This window comes from Agromyces cavernae (genome assembly GCF_021044935.1).
Classification (GTDB): domain Bacteria; phylum Actinomycetota; class Actinomycetes; order Actinomycetales; family Microbacteriaceae; genus Agromyces; species Agromyces cavernae.
In genome coordinates this window covers 57,768-75,298 of sequence record NZ_JAJNMP010000003.1, presented here as the reverse complement: position 1 = coordinate 75,298, position 17,531 = coordinate 57,768, and the positions used below count along the sequence as shown (strand labels likewise).

Sequence of the window (17,531 nt, the reverse complement as noted above, 5' to 3'; positions counted from 1 at the left end):
TGTGCCACACTGACGACGATTGCTCAGTTTCCAGCGCGGCACTATTCGGAAATCGAGCATGCGGCGCGCGGCCGCCGGCACATTCCGAGGCGATCCACGCGCCCAGACTCGCGGCTGACGCGGTCTGCACAGGGGTACAGGGGGAGCGCAGGTGCTGCCGGCGACGCCGACGCGGCACCAGGCGCAGGCGTGGGGGACGTCATGATCTCGTGGCTGGTGCGTTGGAGCCTGCGATTCCGGCTGCTCGTCGCGGCCGTGGCTGCGGGGGTGCTCGGGTTCGGGCTCGTCAGCCTGCCGACGATGGCGGTCGACAACCTGCCCGAGTTCGCCCCGCCGCATGTCGAGATCCAGACCGAGGCGCTCGGCCTGTCGGCCGAAGAGGTCGAGCAGCTGATCACCAGCCCCATGGAGGCCGACCTGCTCAACGGCGTGGCCTGGCTCGATGAGATCCGCTCGGTCTCGGTTCCCAGCCTCTCATCGATCGAGCTCGTGTTCGAGCCGGGCACCGATCTCCTGCGCGCCCGCCAGCTCGTCGCCGAACGGCTCACGCAGGCCCACGCGCTGCCTAACGTGTCGGCGCCGCCCGTGCTGATGCAGCCGCTGTCGTCGACGAGCAGGGTCATGATGATCGAGCTCACCTCGGAGGACGTGTCGCTCATCGACATGTCGGTGCTCGCCAGATGGACGGTGAAGCCCGTCCTCATGGGCGTCCCCGGCGTCGCCAACGTCTCGACCTGGGGGCAGCGCGAGCAGCAGGTCCAGGTGCAGGTCGAGCCCGAACGGCTCGATGCGGCGGGCGTGACGCTCGACGACGTCATCACGACGGCGGGCAATGCGGTGTGGGTGTCGCCGCTCAGCTTCCTCGAGGCCTCGACGCCGGGCACCGGCGGCTTCATCGAGTCCGCGAACCAGCGCATCGGCATCCAGCACGTGCTGCCGATCCAGACGCCCGAAGACCTCGGAAAGGTCGTCATCGAGGGCAACCCGGAGAAGCTCACACTGGCCGACGTCGCCGACCTGAAGGAAGACCATCAGCCGCTCATCGGCGACGCCATCACCGGGGATGCGCCCGGCCTGCTCATCGTCATCGAGAAGTTCCCCGAGGCGGATGTCGTCGAGGTCACCCGCGGCATCGAGGCCGCCATGGCCGATCTCGCACCGGGCCTGGCCGGCATCGAGGTCGACACCACCGTGTTCCAGCCGGCGACCTTCCTCGAGACCGCGGTCAGCCAACTCGGGTGGGCGGCGCTCGCCGGGCTGCTGCTCGCCGCGCTCGTGATCGGGCTCGGGCTCGGCTCGTGGCGGTACGCGCTGATCGCCGCCCTCGCGATGCTCGTCTCGGGCACGGCCGCCGCGCTCACCCTGCAGCTGACCGGCACGGTCATGAACACCATGACCCTCGTGGGGCTCGCCCTCGCGCTCACGGTCGCCATCGGCGACGTCGTCGCCGACCTCGAGTCGTTGCGCACACGGGGCGCCTTTGCGCGCTCGCGTGGTGACGCCGCCGAATCGGCGCCGGACTCGGCGCCGGACTCGTCTCCGGAGTCGTCGACGGATGCCGCCGCCCGTCGCACCGGCATCCTGACCACGGCGCTGCGCCGCTCGAGGCTGCCCGCGTTGTTCGGCGCCCTCGTCTCCGCGGTGGCGATCGCGCCGAGCTTCTTCGTGCCCGGTCTCGACGGCGAGATCCTGCGGGCCGTGGCGATCGCCTACCTCGTGACCCTCCTGGTCGCGATGATCGTGGCGCTGACCGTGACCCCGGCGCTCGCCAGCCTGCTGTTGCGGCGCAAGGACGACACGGAGGCGGCGCGCGAGCCCGCCGCGGTGACCGGGATGACGACGAAGTTCTCCGGCGCGATGGAACGCGCGTCCGCCGGCAGAGGCGGCTGGATCGGCGCGCTCGTCGCCGTCGTGCTCGGCGTGCTCGCACTCGGAACCATCCCGCTGACGACCACCGACGCGCCCGTGCTCGCCTCAGTGCCCGACCGGACGATCCTGGTCGAGTGGAACTCCGTCGCCGGAACCTCGAACGACGAGATGAGCCGCATCACCGCACGCGCGGCCGATGAGCTGCGCACCCTGGCCGGGGTCGCGGCGGTCGGCGGACACGTCGGTCGTGCGATCACGTCGGACACGGAGTCCGACGTCAGCGGCAGCGAGATGTGGGTCACCCTCGAGGACGGCGCGGACTACGCCGCGGTCAAGGAGGACGTGCAGCAGGTCATCGACGGGTATCCCGGACTCGCGAACCGCGTCATGTCGTACCCCGAGCGGCAGGTCGAGCGGGTGCGCGCCGCCCAGGAACGCGACTTCCAGGTGCGCGTGTACGGCATCGACATCGACATCCTGCGGGAGAAGGCCGCCGAGCTGCAGGCCGCGATGGCCGGGATCGACGGGCTCGTCGAACCGACGATCCAGCAGGACCTCGTGCAGCCGATCACCGAGATCGAGGTCGACCTCGAGAAGGCGAAGCAGTTCGGCGTGAAGCCCGGCGACGTGCGCCGAGCCGCAGCCGCGGTGCTGCAGGGCTTCGAGGTCGGCTACATGTTCGAGGAGCAGAAGGTCTTCCAGGTGGTCGTCAAGGGCACCGAAGACACCCGCCACAGCCTCACGTCGGTCGAGGATCTCATCATCAACACGCCGGGCGGCGACACGGTCGCACTGAGCGAGGTCGCCGACGTGCGCATCAGCCCGAACCTCGCGGTGATCCGGCACGACGACACCCATCGGCGCATCAACATCACCGCCGACGTGCAGGGCCGCAGCCTCGCCGACGTCGAGGCCGATGTGCGTGCGGCGATCGCCGACGTCGAGTTCCCCGTCGAGTACCACGCCGAGATCCCGAAGCAGTACGGCGAACAGCAGGCCTCGGGCCAGCTCACGTGGTGGCTGCTCGCGGCCGCAGCCGTCGTCATCCTCGTGCTGCTGCAGACGGTGCTCGGTTCGTGGCGGCTCGGGGCGATCGCACTGCTGACTCTCCCGTTGGCACTCGCCGGCGGTCTCATCGGCGCGTGGCTGGCCGGCGGCCTCGACTCGCTCGTCCTGATCATCGCCCTCGTGCCGGTGCTCGCCTTCGCCGTGCGCGAGGCGGGCATGCTCATCGGCGCGTACCAGACGGCTGTGGCCGGCCGGCAGGCCGAGTCTCCCGCGAAGGCCATGTGGGCAGCGGCGGGCGCCCGCATCCGGCCGGCACTGGTCGCGCTCGCGGCATCCGTCGCACTGCTCGCGCCGCCCGCGTTCTTCGGCGGCACGGTCGGCGTCGAGACCGTGCTGCCGGTGGCGGCCGTGATCTGGGGCGGCACGGTGACGTCGATCCTCGTCTCGCTGATCGTGCTGCCGCTGCTCGTGCTCGCGTGGGGCGGCACGAGGGCCGCCGACAGTTCGCTCGTGAACTTGAATGCTCCAGTGGCGGAATGGAGGCAGGAACCGTCATGAACGATGCAACGCTGAAGGTCCGGCGGGGGGCCGCGACGGTCCTCGCAGGACTGGCCATCGTCGGGGGCGCGCTCAGCCTGACCGGCTGCGCCGAGGTCACGGAGGCCGGTGCCGCAGCCGGACCCGAGCCGGCCGTCAAGGAGGAGATCTCGGAGGAGCTCAGCAGTCTCACCCTCACGCCCCAGGCCATCGAGCGGCTCGGTCTCGAGACCGCCGAGGTCGAAGCGGGCGATGGCGGACTCACCGTCCCCTACGCCGCGCTGATCTACGATCACGACGGCGACACGTGGGTGTACACCACCACCGAACCCGAGGTGTTCGTCAGGGCGGCGGTCGTGGTCGATCGCATCGAGGGCGACACCGCCTTCCTCTCGGAGGGCCCCGAGCCGGGCACCAGCGTCGTGACGCTCGGCGCGGCCGAGCTCTTCGGTGCGGAATTCGACACCGCGCACTGATCGCGACGGCACTGACATGCGACGCCTCATCGGGTTCAGCCTCCAGTTCCGGACCATCGTGATGACGCTGGCCATCGGCATCATGGTGTTCGGCGGCGTGCAGCTCAGCTCGGCGCAGGTCGACGTGTTCCCCGAATTCGCGCCGCCGAGGGTCGAGATCCAGACGCTGTGCATCGGCCTGACCGCAAGCGAGGTCGAACAGCTCGTGACGGTGCCGCTCGAGGAGGCGCTGAACGGCGTCGAGGGACTCGACGAGATCCGATCCAAGTCGGTCAGCCAGATCTCGTCGATCGTGCTGATCTTCGAGCCGGGTGCCGACCTGCTCAAGGCGAGACAGCTCGTGGCCGAGCGCCTCACGAACGCCACCCCGACCCTGCCGACGTGGGCATCGCCCCCGATCATGCTGCAGCCGCTGTCGTCGACGAGCCGGGTGATGAAGATCGGCCTGACCTCGGAAGAGCACTCGGTCATCGACATGTCGATGATCACGTACTGGAAGATCCGTGCGCACCTGCTGCGCGTCCCAGGGGTCGCGAACGTTCCCATCTGGGGCGAGCGGCTGCAGATGCTGCAGGTGCAGGCCGAGCCCGAGAAGATGGCCGCCGAGGGGGTCAGCCTCGAGCAGGTCATGACGGTGACCGCCGACGCGCTCGACGCCGGGCTGCTGCAGTTCTCGAATGGTTCCGTCATCGGCACGGGCGGGTACATCGCCACGCCCCAGCAGCGACTCGGGATCCAGCATGTTCTGCCGATCACCACCCCCGAAGAACTCGCCGAGGTGACGATCGAGGAGCGAGGCGGCGATCCGCTGCGGCTGCGCGACGTCGCCCGCGTCGTCGAGGATCACCAGCCGCTCATCGGCGACGCGGTGATCAACGAGGGCGAAGGGCTCATGCTCATCGTCGAGAAGCTGCCCTGGGGCAACACACTCGAGGTGACGAAGGGCGTCGAGGCGGTGCTCGAGGAGCTGGCTCCGGGCCTGCGCGGCATCGAGATCGACACCGAGATCTTCCGCCCCGCGACCTTCATCGAGGAATCGATCGGCAACCTCTCGCTCGCGCTGCTGCTCGGCATCCTCCTCGTGATGATGGTGCTCGCCCTGTTCCTGTTCCAGTGGCGCACCGCGCTCATCAGCATCATCGCGATCCCGCTCTCCCTGGTCTCGGCCGCGCTCGTCATCTACCTGACCGGCACGCCGATCAACACCATGATCCTCGCGGGGCTGGTGATCGCCGTCGGCGTCGTGGTCGACGACGCCATCATCGACATCGAGAACATCGTGAGACGCCTGCGCCAGGAACGCGCCGGGGGCGGGCAGCGATCCACCGCGAAAGTCGTGCTCGAGGCCTCGCTCGAGGTGCGCGGTCCGATCATCTACGCGACCCTCATCATCATCGTCGCCGCCGTGCCGATCTTCTTCCTCGAGGGCCTCACCGGGGCGTTCTTCCGTCCGCTCGCGCTGGCCTACACCCTCGCCGTGCTCTCGTCGATGGTCGTCGCGCTCACGGTGACGCCCGCACTCGCGCTGATCCTGCTGCGCAAGGCGCCGCTCGACCCGCGCGATCCGCCGGTCGTTCGGGTGCTCAAGCGCGGCTACCGCAAGTCGCTCGATCCCATCGTCGACCGCCCATGGCCCGGGTACGTGTTCTTCGGCGCGCTCATCGTCGTCGGCGCGGTCACGGTGCCGTTCCTCGGTCAGTCGCTGCTGCCCGACTTCAAGGAGCGCGACTTCCTGATGCACTGGGTCACGCAACCCGGAACCTCCGCCCCCGAGGAGGTGCGCATCAGCGAGCGGGCCTGCCAGGAACTGCTCGAGATCGAGGGCGTGCGCAACTGCGGCGCGCACATCGGGCAGGCGTACAACGGGGACGAGGTCTACGGCGTCTACTTCGGCGAGAACTGGATCAGCATCGATCCGGCGGTCGACTACGACGCGACGCTCAAGAAGGTGCAGGAGCTCGTGCAGGGCTACCCGGGCATCCGCCGCGACGTGCAGACCTACCTCAAGGAACGCATCCGCGAGGTCCTCACGGGCGGCGACACCGCGGTCGTCGTCCGGCTGTACGGCGATGACCTGCAGACCTTGAGAGACACGGGCGAGGAGATCCTCGACGTCTTCCTGGAGACCGACGGGGCGATCGACGAGCACATGTCGCTGCAGGTCGACGTTCCCCAGCTCGAGGTCACGGTGGATCTCGAGGCCGCGCAGGAGCACGGACTGAAGCCGGGTGACGTGCGTCGCGCCGCGGCGACGCTCGTCGCGGGTGAGGAGGTCGGCGACGTCTTCCGCGACGGCAAGGCCTACGACGTACAGGTGTGGAGCCCGGTCGAGATCAGATCCGATGTCACGAGCATCCGCAACCTGCCGATCGATACGCCGTCGGGCGAGGTCATCCCGCTCTCGGCGGTCGCCGACGTGTCATTGCGGGCGACCCCGAACGCGATCGAGCGCGACAACAACTCGCGCCGCATGGACATCGAGGCCAACGTCGAAGAGGGCAAGCTCGGTTCGGTCGTGGCGGCGATGGAGGAGGGGCTGCGCGAGATCGACCTGCCCGCCGGTTTCCACGCCGAGATCATCGGCGAAGCCGAGGAGCGCGAGGCGGCGACCAACCGATTGCTCCTGCTCGCCGTGGCCGCGACCCTCGTCATCTACCTGCTGCTGCAGGCGGCGTTCGCGAGCTGGCGACTGGCGACCCTGATCCTGCTCACCCTGCCCGTCGCGCTCGTCGGCGGTGTCTTCGCGGCGTTCCTCACCGGTGGCGTGCTCTCGCTCGGTTCGATCGTCGGATTCCTCACGGTCATGGGTATCGCCGCGCGCAACAGCATCCTGCTCATCAACCATTGCCAGCACCTCGAACGCTACGAGGGCGAGAAGTTCGGCAAGCAACTGGTGATGCGCGGCGCCGCCGAGCGACTGTCGCCCATCCTCATGACGACGCTCGCCACGGGGCTCGCGCTCGTGCCGCTCGTCGTCATGGGCGAGATCCCCGGCCACGAGATCGAGCACCCGATGGCCGTCGTCATCCTGGGCGGGCTCATCACCTCGACGCTGCTCAACCTCTTCGTCGTGCCGTCGCTGTACCTGCGGTTCGCCAAGCCGAAGTCGCAGCGCGAGAGCCCGCCGCCCGCGGACAGCGAGCCCGAGCCGGCCCCGCCGGCGCCCGAGCCGGCCGCGGTCTGATCAGCGGGGGAGCGGCGGTCCAGGGGGGCGGACCGCCGCCTCCTCGACGAGCTGCAGGATGCGTGCGGCGACGCTCACCGCGATCGCGGCAGGGTCCTTCGACGCGATGCCGTCGATGCCGATCGGCGTCGTGACCCTGGCCAGCTCGGCCTCATCGTGACCAGCCTCGACGAGGTGCGAGCGGAACCTCGCCCATTTCGAGCGGGAGCCGATGAGCCCGATCGAGCCGAGGCCCGGCACGTTCAGCGCCGCCTCGACGATCGCGAGGTCCTCGCCGTGGTCGTGCGTCATCACGAGCACGTGCGCGCCGTCGGGGAGGTCGGCCAGGGCCGCCTCGGGCACCGGCAGGTGATGCAGGTGCACCGTCGCCACCGCATCCGCGAGCACCCCGACGCGCACAGGTGCGAGCATCTCGGCGCGCGAGTCGACGAGGTGCAGCTCGAGCTGCTGCCGGCCCAGCACCCGAGCGAGCTCGAGGCCGACGTGGCCGATGCCGAAGATCGCGACCGACGGGACGACCCGCACGGGTTCCAAGAGCATGGTGACCTCTCCTCCGCAGCACTGCACGCCGTAATCGGTGACGGCCCGGTCGCTGAGGGTCAGCGTGAGCAGTTCGGGCTCGGCGGCGCCCGCGCCGAGCATCGTCCGGGCGCGGTCGACGGCGGTCGCCTCGAGATTGCCACCGCCGACGGTGCCGAAGAGCGACTCGGCCGCGACGACCATCTTCGCGCCGCCGTTGCGGGGCGCATGCCCGCGCACCATCGCGAGGGTGACGATGACGAACGGCGTGCGCGCGGCGCGCAGCCCCTGCACGGCGTCGACCCAGTCCACGGCAGGCCTCCGGCTCAGGTGTCGGATGCGACGAGCCGTTGCGACGTCGTGCGCGCGGTTGCGGCATCCGATTCGGCGTCGTCGCGCCTCGGGGCGGCACCCCGCGCCGCGCGGATCGCCATGAACACCGCCTCGGGCGTCGCGGGCGAGCCCAGCTCGACGCAGTGCCCCGCGGGCCCGAACGCGGCGACCGCCTCGCGGATCGCCTCGCGCACGCTGAACGCGAGCATGAGCGGCGGCTCGCCGACCGCCTTCGAACCGTAGACGGCGCCGTCTTCGGTGGCGCGTTCGAAGAAGTGCACGTTGAAGACCTCGGGCATCTCCGAGAAGCTCGGGAGCTTGTAGGTGCTCGCCGACTGCGTGAGAAGGCGGCCGCGGCCGGGGCCGTCGGACTCGTCCCATCGCAGTTCCTCGAGCGTGAGCCATCCGGCCCCCTGCACGAAGCCGCCCTCGACCTGCCCGCGGTCGACGATCGGCGAGAGCGAGTCGCCCACGTCGTGCACGATGTCCACGCGCAGGGTTTTGTACGCGCCCGTGAACCCGTCGACCTCGACCTCCGTCGCCGCGGCGCCGTAGGCGAAGTACTTGAAGGGCGAGCCCTGCATGCGCTCGGTGTCCCAGTGCAGGCCCTCGGTGCGGTAGAAGCCGGCGGCCGAGAGTTGCATGCGCTGGTCGTACGCCGCCTGCACGACCTGCGCGAAGGTGAACCAGGGTCCGGATGCACCGAGCCCTGCGACCCGGCCGTCGGAGAACCGCACATCGCGCTCGTCGACGCCGAGCAAGCGCCCCGCTACCGCGGAAAGGCGCCGACGGATCTGCTCGCAGGCGTCCTTGACGGCGCCGCCGTTCAGGTCGGCGCCCGATGAGGCGGCGGTCGCCGACGTGTTCGGCACCTTGTCGGTCCGAGTCGGCGCGAGGCGCACGGTCTCGAGCGGCACGCCCAGCGCGGTCGCCGCGACCTGCAGCATCTTCGTGTGCAGGCCCTGCCCCATCTCGGTGCCGCCGTGGTTGATGAGCACCGAGCCGTCCTTGTAGACGTGCACGAGCGCGCCGGCCTGGTTGTACGCGGTGAGCGTGAACGAGATGCCGAACTTCACGGGCGTGATCGCGAGGGCTCGCTTCGTGTCGGGGTGGGCGGCGTTGAACTCGGCGATCTGCGCCCGCCGCTCGTCGAACGCGCTCTCGTCGAGCACTCGGCCCCAGATCTCGTGCATCCGCTCGGCGTGCCGCACGGGCTGGCCGTACGGTGTCGTCTGGCCGGGCTGATAGAGGTTTCGCTCCCGCAGGGTCGCAGCATCGATGCCGAGCGCGGGCGCCACCCGGCCGAGCACGTCCTCGATGACGAACATCCCCTGCGGCCCGCCGAACCCGCGGAACGCCGTCTGCGACGTCTTGTTCGTCTTCGCGATCCGCCCCTGCGCGACGAAGTTCGGGATCCAGTAGGCGTTGTCGACGTGGCAGAGCGCACGCCCCATGACCGGCTCCGACAGGTCGAGACTCCAGCCGCCGTCGGACGTGAGGGTGGTCGCGAGGGCCAGGATCCGGCCGTCGTCGTCGAACCCCGCCTTCCACACGATGTGGAACGGATGCCGCTTGCCGGTCATCGTGAGGTCCTGCGTGCGGTTCAGTCGCAGCCGAACTGCACGGCCCGTGAGCATGGCGCCGAGCGCGGCCACCGCCGCGAAGCCGTGCGGCTGCATCTCCTTGCCGCCGAAGCCGCCACCCATGCGCAGCGCCTGCACGGTGACACGGTTGTTCGGCAGGCCGAGCACGTGCGCGACGATCTCCTGCGTCTCGGAGGGGTGCTGCGTGCTGCAGTCGACGAACACCTGCCCCTCCGAGTCGATGCGCGCGAGCGACGCGTGCGTCTCGAGGTAGAAGTGCTCCTGGCCGCCGATCTCGACGACACCCTCGAACACGTGCGGCGCGGTCGCGAGCACGGATTCGGGATCGCCCCGGCGGATCGTTCGCGGGATGCCCTGGAAGGAGCCCGCCTCGATGGCCTCGGGCACGGTGACGATCGACGGCAGCGTCTCGTACTCGACGCGCACGGCGGCCGCCCCGAGCCGCGCGGCCTCGGCGGTCTCGCCGAGCACCCACGCGAGGGCATGGCCGTGGAACATCGCCTCTGAGGGGAACAGCGGCTCGTCGTGCTTGACGCCCGCGTCGTTGACGCCCGGAACGTCGGCGGCGGTGAGCACCCGAACGACGCCGGGCACCTCGAGCGCGGGGCGGACGTCGAGCAGCACGTGTGCGTGAGCCTGCACCGACTGCACCGGCCACGCGGTGAGCACGCCACTCGTGCGGGCGGCGAGGTCGTCGGTGTACATCGCGGTGCCCGTGGTGTGCAGGACAGCGCTCTCGTGGGGGAGGGGCACTCCCACGACCGGGTCGGCGGGGCGTGCAGCGAGCTCGCTCATGCGGGCACCTCCTCGCTCGCCATCGGGTGGGTGCGGTGCAGGTTCAGCAGGGCGCTCTCGAGCATGAGCGCGCGGTACTCGGCGCTCGCGCGATGGTCGGACATGGGCGTGCCCTCGGATCCCAGCACGGATGCCGCATTGCGGACGATCTCGTCGTTCCACGGCTGCCCGTAGAGGGCCGCCTCGGTGGCTCGAGCCCGGATGGGGGTGGCGGCGACGCCGCCGAGCCCGATGCGCGCCGAGGCGACGACACCGTCATCGAAATCGAGTGCGAACGCGACGGCGACACTCGAGATGTCGTCGAAGCGGCGCTTCGCGATCTTGTGGAAGGCCGTGACATGGGCCATCGGCAGTGGGATGCGAACCGCCCGGATGAGCTCGTCGGGGCGGCGCACCGTGGTGCGGTACCCGGTGAAGTAGTCGGCGAGGTCGACCTCGCGCTCGCCGTCGACCGATGCGAGCACGACGCGCGCCTCGAGGGCGAGCAGGGCGGGAAGCGTGTCGCCGATGGGCGAGCCGGTGCCGAGATTTCCGCCGAGCGTCGCCCGGTTGCGGATGAGGGGCGACGCGAACTGCGGGAAGACCTGGTCGAGCAGCGGCACCTCGCCCGCCAGGCGCCGCCCGATCTCGGAGAGCGAGAGTGCGGCGCCGATCTCGATCGAGGCGTCGCCGACCGTGAGTTCGCGCAGTTCGGGCAGCCGCTCGATCGCGATCGCGAGCTCGGCCCGCTGCCCGCGGAGGTTGACGTCGACACCCCAGTCGGTGCATCCGGCGACGACCACCGCGTCGGGCTCGTCGTGCAGGAGACGCAGCGCCCCGTCGAGCGACACCGGGCGCACGAAGCGGGCGCTGCCGTCGCCGAGGTCGGTGCCGACGGGATCGGGCGCCGGCCGGGAACGGCGTTCGGCGAGCGGGTCGGTGGGCTCGGGCGCGCCGAGTTCGAAGGCGGCGTCGCGGATCGGCCGGTAGCCCGTGCACCGGCAGAGATTGCCGCTGAGCGCGTGCAGGTCGAAGCCGTTCGGCCCGAGCTCGCCGTCGCCGTCCTGCGAAGCGCCGTCGGTCGGCGCTCGCCCGGCGCGGTAGAACTCGGCGGCCATGCTGCACGCGAAGCCGGGCGTGCAGTACCCGCACTGCGAGCCGCCACCTGCGGCGAGACCGGCCTGCACGGGGTGCGGCGCCGTGGGCGTGCCGAGGCCCTCGGCGGTGACGACCTCCTGACCGTCGACCGCGGCGACCGGCACGAGGCACGCGTTCACGGCCGTCCACTCGGTGCCGCCGCGTTCGTCGGACGTGGCGAGCATCACGGCGCACGCGCCGCACTCGCCCTCGGCGCAACCCTCTTTGCAGCCCGTGAGCCCCAGGTCGCGCAACGCATCGAGCAGGGTCGTGTGCGCGGCGGCACCCGGCAGCGGGCGGGCCTGCCCGTTGACCGTCACAACGATGTGATCCATGGTCGAACTCCTCGTGATCGGAGTCTACGCCGCGCCGTACCCGGTGTTCCGGTACCGACGCGGTCGCATCTGCGCGAAGATGAAGCAGAGCGTGTGAGCGACATCCCCGGAAGGGAGCGGCAGCCGCATGAGCATCGAGATCGCCCGCGACGACGAAGTCGCGGGCAGCCGTGAGATCCTCACGGATGAGGCACTCGCCTTCGTCGAGCAACTGCACCAGCGATTCGACGCGCGGCGTCGCGAGCTGCTCGCCGCGCGGCACGCGCGTCGCGATCGCATCGCCGCGGGCGAGCCGCTCGACTTCCTGGCCGAGACCGCCGACGTGCGTGCGGCCGACTGGCACGTGCCGCCCCCGCCCGATGCGCTCACCGACCGAAGAGTGGAGATCACGGGGCCCGCGATGCCCGCGAAGATGGCCATCAACGCGCTCAATTCGGGTGCGCGCGTCTGGCTCGCCGACATGGAGGACGCGTCGAGCCCCACCTGGGCGAACGTCGTCGGCAGCGTGCGCAACCTGCGCGATGCGGCGCGCGGAACGCTCGCCTACACCTCGCCCGAGGGCAAGGCCTACGCACTGCGCACCGACCTGCGCCGGCCGACCGTGGTCACCCGTCCTCGCGGCTGGCACCTCCCCGAGAAGCACGTGCTCATCGACGGCGAGCGCGCCTCGGGATCGCTCGTCGACTTCGGGCTGCACTTCTTCCACACGGCGCAACTGCTCATCGACGACGGCGACGGCCCCTTCTACTACCTGCCGAAACTCGAGAGCCGTCTCGAGGCACGGCTCTGGAACGACGTGTTCGTGTTCGCGCAGGAGGCGCTCGGCATCCCGCGCGGCACCGTTCGGGCGACCGTGCTCATCGAGACGATCCCGGCGGCGTTCGAGATGGACGAGATCCTCTACGAACTTCGCGAGCACGCGTCGGGGCTCAACGCCGGCCGGTGGGACTACCTCTTCAGCATCATCAAGGTGTTCCGCGACGCGGGTCCCGAGTTCATCGTGCCCGATCGCGCGTCGGTGGCGATGACGGCTCCGTTCATGCGCGCGTACACCGACCTGCTCGTGAAGACGTGCCACCGCCGGGGCGCCGTCGCGATGGGCGGCATGGCGGCGTTCGTGCCGAACCGCGCCGACCCCGAGGCCACCGCCGTCGCGTTCGAGAAGGTTCGCGCCGACAAGACCCGCGAGGCGAACGATGGATTCGACGGGTCGTGGGTCGCGCACCCCGACCTCGTGCCCGTCTGTCGCGAGGTGTTCGACGCGGTGCTCGGCGACCGGCCGAACCAGCTCGACCGGCAGCGTCCCGAAGTCGAGGTCACGGCCGGGCAACTGCTCGACATCGCGGCAGGCGGCGGTCACGTCACCGAGGCCGGCCTTCGCACCAATCTGTCGGTCGGCGTGGCCTACACCGCCGCCTGGCTCGCCGGAAGCGGCGCCGTCGCACTGCACAGCCTCATGGAGGACGCCGCCACGGCTGAGATCTCGCGCTCGCAGGTGTGGCAGCATGTGCAGCACGACGTCGTGCTCGCCGACACGGGACGGACCATGACGCCCGAACTCGTGCGCGAGGTCTTCGACGAAGAAGTCGAGCACCTGCGCGCAGACACCCCGCCCGAGTGGTTCGCCGCCTACACCGAGCCCGCCGCGCAACTCGTCGCCGAGTTGTGCCTCGCCGACGAGTACGTCGACTTCCTCACCCTGCCCGCCTACGAGATGCTGGACTGAGCGTGGTCACCTCGCTCACCCCGGCCGATCTCGCCGCGATCGACGCTCGCCTCTCCACGACCGACGACCTGCTGCGCACGGCGTACCCCGGCGACGACGGATCGCGCCAGCCCGTGCACACCGTCTACGTGCCCGCCGACCGGTTCACGCCCGAGCTGGCGACCGTGTGGCGACGCACGGTGCGCGACGCCGTCGACGACGCCGGCGGGCTCGATGCGGTCGCGTCGCTCATCGGCCTCGATGCCGCGCTCGCCTCCGACGTCGTGCCGCGCGTGCGCGAGAAGCTCGCCGTCGAGCCCATCGAAGACCTGCGCATCGACTTCGAAGACGGGTACGGGGACCACGGCGACGAGGCCGAAGACGCCGAGGCGATGCGCGCCGCCAAGCGCGTCGCCGCCGCGGCGGGTGCCGGGTTCGCGCCGCCCTTCATCGGCATCAGGTTCAAGTCGCTCGAAGCCGCGACCCGGGCCCGGGGCATCCGAACGCTCGATCTTTTCATCGGCACTCTCATGGAGCACGGCGGATTGCCCGAGGGGCTGGCCCTCACCCTGCCGAAGGTGTCGACGGTCGCCCAGGTCGAGGCCGCCGCCGAGGTCATGACCGTCCTCGAGCGGGCGCACGGACTGCCGCACGGGCGGCTGCGTTTCGAGGTGCAGGTCGAGACCCCGCAGCTCGTGCTCGGCGTGTACGGCTCCTCGCCCGTGGCGCAACTCGCACTCGCCGTGCCCGGCCGCATCAGCGGGCTGCACTACGGTACGTACGACTACAGCGCCGCGCTCGGCATCGCGGCGCGCTACCAGTCGATGGAGCATCCGGCGGCCGACCTCGCGAAGGGCATCATGCAGCTCGCGGCGGCCGGCACGGGCATCCGGCTCTCCGACGGGTCGACCAACATCCTGCCCGTCGGCAGGCGCACCGCCGACGCGTGGCGGCTGCACGCACGGCTCGTCCGCAGGTCGCTCGAGCGCGGATTCTTCCAAGGGTGGGACCTGCACCCCAACCAGCTCGTCACGCGGTACCTCGCCACCTACGCCTTCTACCGCGAAGGCTGGCCCGAGGCATCCGAACGCCTTCGCGACGCCCGCCGCGGTACCGCCACCGGGGCGGTGCTCGACGAACCGGCCACGGTTCGCGCGCTCGCCGGATTCGTGCTGCGCGGCGTGCGCTGCGGCGCCATCTCGGCCGACGAGGTCGCCGACGCCACCGGCATCGACGAGGCGACCCTCGTCGCGCTCGCACACCCCACGCGTCACCAGGAGGCGACATGAGCTACTACACCCCGCCGGGCGGCCTGCCCGCCCAGAGCGAACTGCTCACCGACCGGGCGATCGTCACCGAGGCGTACACGGTCATCCCCAAGGGCGTGCTCCGCGACATCGTGACGAGCAACCTGCCCGGGTTCACCGGCACCCGCTCGTGGATCCTCGCGCGACCCATCGCCGGGTTCGCCACGACGTTCGCGCAGCTCATCGTCGAGATCGCGCCCGGCGGCGGCGCCGAGCGGCCCGAGGTCGAGGCCGGGGTCGAGGGCGTCGTGTTCGTCACGGCGGGCGAGCTCACGCTGACGCTCGGCGGGGGCGCGGGCGCGGGCGCGGGAGCGGGCGGCGAGCGGCATGTGCTCGCCCACGGCGGCTACGCCTACCTCGCCGCGGGCGAGACGTGGTCGGTCGCGAACGAGGGCGGCGCGCCGACGAGCTTCCACTGGATCCGCAAGGCGTACGAGCCCGTCGACGGCATCGAACCGCCCGCCTCGTTCGTCACTCGCGACCAGGATGTCGCGCCGCGGCCGATGCCCGATACCGACGGCGCTTGGGCGACCACCCGGTTCGTCGACCCCGACGACTTCGCGCACGACATGCACGTGAACATCGTGACGTTCCAGCCCGGCGGCGTCATCCCGTTCGCCGAGACGCACGTCATGGAGCACGGGCTGTTCGTGCTCGAGGGCAAGGGCGTCTACCGGCTCAACGGCGACTGGGTCGAGGTCGAGGCGGGCGACTTCATGTGGCTGCGGGCCTTTTGCCCGCAGGCCTGCTACGCGGGCGGCCCCGGGCCGTTCCGCTACCTGCTCTACAAGGACGTGAACCGCCAAGTCCGGCTCACCGGCGCCGGGAAGAGCGGATTCTGATGACCGAAGCCCCCGTCGCGACATCCCAACCGTTCGATCTCGTCGTCAAGGGCGAGCGGGTGCTCGTCGGCGGAGAGTTCGTGCCCGCGACGGTCGGAGTGCGCGGAGGAGTCATCGCGTGGGTCGGCGACTCCGACACTGATGCTGTTTCGGCATCAGTGTCGGAGTCGGGCGCAGTGCGCACCCTCGAGCTCGCGGACGACGAGGTGCTCATCCCCGGGCTCGTCGACACGCACGTGCATGTCAACGAGCCGGGGCGCACGGAGTGGGAGGGCTTCGCGTCGGCGACCCGGGCCGCCGCGGCCGGCGGGGTCACGACGATCGTCGACATGCCGCTCAACAGCATCCCGCCGACGACGACGGTCGACGCGCTCGCGATCAAGCGTGCGGCGGCCGAGGGTGAGGTGTTCGTCGACGTCGGGTTCTGGGGCGGCGTCGTGCCTGGCAACGACGGCCACCTCGTGCCGCTCGTCGAGGCCGGGGTGTTCGGGTTCAAGTGCTTCCTCGTGCACTCGGGCGTCGACGAGTTCCCGCCCGTCACGGTCGACGAACTCGAGGCGGCGATGCGGGTGCTCGTCGAGGCCGATGACTCGCTGATCATCGTGCACGCCGAGGACGCGGCACTCATCGAGGGCGCAGCGCACCCGCACAGCTCGTCGTACGCCGACTTCCTCGCGTCACGTCCCCGCGCGGCCGAGGGCGCAGCGATCGCCGCGGTCATCGAGCGGGCCGCCCGCACCGGGGTGCGCGCGCACATCCTGCACCTCAGCGACGCCGACGCGCTCGACCGCATCGACGCCGCGAAACGTCACGGCGTGCGGCTCACCGTCGAGACCTGTCCGCACTACCTGACGCTGTGCGCCGAGGACGTTCCCCCCGGGGCGACGGCATACAAGTGCTGCCCCCCGATCCGCGAGGCGGGCAACCGCGACGCGCTCTGGCGCGGGCTCGAGTCCGGGATCATCGACTTCGTCGTCTCCGATCACTCGCCCGCGCCGGCCGCCGTGAAGTTCGCCGGCGACGGCGACTTCGTCGAGGCATGGGGCGGCATCGCCTCGCTGCAGCTCGGGCTGCCGCTCGTGTGGACCGAGGCGCGCGGGCGCGGCATCGGGCTGACCCAGGTCGTCGAATGGATGTCTCAGGCCCCGGCCCGTCGCGTCGGCCTGAACGCGAAGGGAGCGATCGCCGCGGGCCGCGCCGCCGACCTCGTGGTGTTCGCGCCCGACGAGCTGTTCACGGTCGACGCCGAGACGCTCGAGCATCGGCACCCGATCTCGCCGTACGACGGGCAGGAGCTCACCGGGGTCGTGCGGTCGACGCTGCTCGCTGGCGAGCCGGTCGACCGGTCGGCCCCGCGCGGGCGGCTGCTGCGAAGGGAGGTGGCGCGGTGAGCCCGGCGCACGCGCTGCACGTGTTCAACTCCGCCGCGCGCGACGAGGCGATCGCGTCGCTGCGGCCGTGCCTCGACATCCCGCGCTGGTGCGAATCGCTCGTCGACGGCCGTCCGTACGCCTCAGCGGGCGACCTCGTGGCGGCGGCCGAGGTGGCCGCATCGCCGTTCACCACCGCCGAGGTCGACGGCGCCCTCGCGCAGCATCCCCGCATCGGCGAGCGCGCGGGCGGTTCGAGTGCCGAGGCACGGATGTCGCGCGCCGAGCAGGCGGGAGTGGGCACGCCCAAGACGGCGGTCGCCGCCGCGCTCGCCGAGGGCAACCTCGCGTACGAGCGGAGATTCGGCCGGGTCTTCCTGATCCGGGTGGCGGGACGGTCGGCGACCGAGATCCTCGGCGCGCTCAACGAGCGCCTCGGGCACACCGACGACGAGGAGCTGCCCGTGGTCGCCGAGCAGTTGCGCCAGATCGCCGTACTGCGGTTGAAGGGACTGTTCGAATGAAGGGACT

General features: G+C 70.8%; 11 protein-coding genes. 8 read left to right on the top strand and 3 right to left on the bottom strand.

Annotated elements, in window-relative coordinates; genetic code table 11:
- The first annotated feature begins 201 nt into the window (after window positions 1-201).
- The 3 genes from LQ757_RS11645 to LQ757_RS11635 are packed head-to-tail and all read left to right on the top strand — an operon-like array spanning window position 202 to window position 7,074.
- A complete protein-coding gene (locus LQ757_RS11645; RefSeq protein WP_231047416.1) occupies window positions 202-3,435 on the top strand; it encodes an efflux RND transporter permease subunit in 3,234 nt (1,077 codons plus the stop codon).
- Window positions 3,432-3,890, top strand: coding sequence for an efflux RND transporter periplasmic adaptor subunit (locus tag LQ757_RS11640; RefSeq protein WP_231047415.1), 459 nt, complete (start codon window positions 3,432-3,434; stop codon window positions 3,888-3,890). Before LQ757_RS11645 ends, LQ757_RS11640 begins: the two co-directional genes overlap by 4 nt.
- Before the next feature lie 16 nt (window positions 3,891-3,906).
- Entirely contained in the window at window positions 3,907-7,074 is a 3,168-nt protein-coding gene (locus tag LQ757_RS11635; protein WP_231047414.1) for an efflux RND transporter permease subunit, read from the top strand.
- Here the strand turns inward: LQ757_RS11635 and xdhC are convergent, their stop codons facing one another.
- From xdhC to LQ757_RS11620, 3 genes are read right to left on the bottom strand one after another with little or no spacing between them, the layout of a single operon-like run.
- A complete protein-coding gene (xdhC, locus tag LQ757_RS11630; protein ID WP_231047413.1) occupies window positions 7,075-7,905 on the bottom strand; it encodes a xanthine dehydrogenase accessory protein XdhC in 831 nt (276 codons plus the stop codon).
- A 14-nt stretch (window positions 7,906-7,919) separates the two neighbouring features.
- Window positions 7,920-10,325 (bottom strand): xanthine dehydrogenase molybdopterin binding subunit, encoded by a 2,406-nt coding sequence (gene xdhB / locus LQ757_RS11625; protein WP_231047412.1) that lies wholly within the window; start codon window positions 10,323-10,325, stop codon window positions 7,920-7,922.
- The gene (locus tag LQ757_RS11620; protein WP_231047411.1) at window positions 10,322-11,776 is read right to left on the bottom strand and encodes a xanthine dehydrogenase small subunit; all 1,455 of its coding nucleotides are present in this window, start codon (window positions 11,774-11,776) and stop codon (window positions 10,322-10,324) included. The genes xdhB and LQ757_RS11620 overlap by 4 nt, the downstream gene beginning before the upstream one ends.
- Window positions 11,777-11,903: 127 nt before the next feature.
- Between LQ757_RS11620 and aceB the strand changes: the two genes are divergently transcribed.
- The 5 genes from aceB to uraD are packed head-to-tail and all read left to right on the top strand — an operon-like array spanning window position 11,904 to window position 17,524.
- Window positions 11,904-13,502: a malate synthase A gene (aceB, locus tag LQ757_RS11615; protein ID WP_231047410.1), complete on the top strand. Its 1,599-nt coding sequence runs from the start codon at window positions 11,904-11,906 to the stop codon at window positions 13,500-13,502.
- Between the two features lie 2 nt (window positions 13,503-13,504).
- Window positions 13,505-14,770 (top strand): DUF6986 family protein, encoded by a 1,266-nt coding sequence (locus LQ757_RS11610; RefSeq protein WP_372459656.1) that lies wholly within the window; start codon window positions 13,505-13,507, stop codon window positions 14,768-14,770.
- The gene (locus LQ757_RS11605; protein WP_231047409.1) at window positions 14,767-15,630 is read left to right on the top strand and encodes a bifunctional allantoicase/(S)-ureidoglycine aminohydrolase; all 864 of its coding nucleotides are present in this window, start codon (window positions 14,767-14,769) and stop codon (window positions 15,628-15,630) included. Before LQ757_RS11610 ends, LQ757_RS11605 begins: the two co-directional genes overlap by 4 nt.
- A complete protein-coding gene (allB, locus tag LQ757_RS11600) occupies window positions 15,630-17,021 on the top strand; it encodes an allantoinase AllB (RefSeq protein ID WP_231047408.1) in 1,392 nt (463 codons plus the stop codon). Before LQ757_RS11605 ends, allB begins: the two co-directional genes overlap by 1 nt.
- Window positions 17,018-17,524, top strand: a complete 507-nt coding sequence (gene uraD, locus LQ757_RS11595) for a 2-oxo-4-hydroxy-4-carboxy-5-ureidoimidazoline decarboxylase (protein WP_231047407.1) — start codon at window positions 17,018-17,020, stop codon at window positions 17,522-17,524. The genes allB and uraD overlap by 4 nt, the downstream gene beginning before the upstream one ends.
- The last annotated feature ends 7 nt before the right edge of the window (window positions 17,525-17,531 follow it).

Coding starts and splice junctions, on each gene's coding strand:
- LQ757_RS11635 (WP_231047414.1), top strand. CDS start 3,907: ATGCGACGCCTCATCGGGTTCAGCCTCCAGTTCCGGACCATCGTGATG.
- LQ757_RS11605 (WP_231047409.1), top strand. CDS start 14,767: ATGAGCTACTACACCCCGCCGGGCGGCCTGCCCGCCCAGAGCGAACTG.
- aceB (WP_231047410.1), top strand. CDS start 11,904: ATGAGCATCGAGATCGCCCGCGACGACGAAGTCGCGGGCAGCCGTGAG.
- LQ757_RS11620 (WP_231047411.1), bottom strand. CDS start 11,776: ATGGATCACATCGTTGTGACGGTCAACGGGCAGGCCCGCCCGCTGCCG.
- xdhB (WP_231047412.1), bottom strand. CDS start 10,325: ATGAGCGAGCTCGCTGCACGCCCCGCCGACCCGGTCGTGGGAGTGCCC.
- LQ757_RS11645 (WP_231047416.1), top strand. CDS start 202: ATGATCTCGTGGCTGGTGCGTTGGAGCCTGCGATTCCGGCTGCTCGTC.
- LQ757_RS11640 (WP_231047415.1), top strand. CDS start 3,432: ATGAACGATGCAACGCTGAAGGTCCGGCGGGGGGCCGCGACGGTCCTC.
- allB (WP_231047408.1), top strand. CDS start 15,630: ATGACCGAAGCCCCCGTCGCGACATCCCAACCGTTCGATCTCGTCGTC.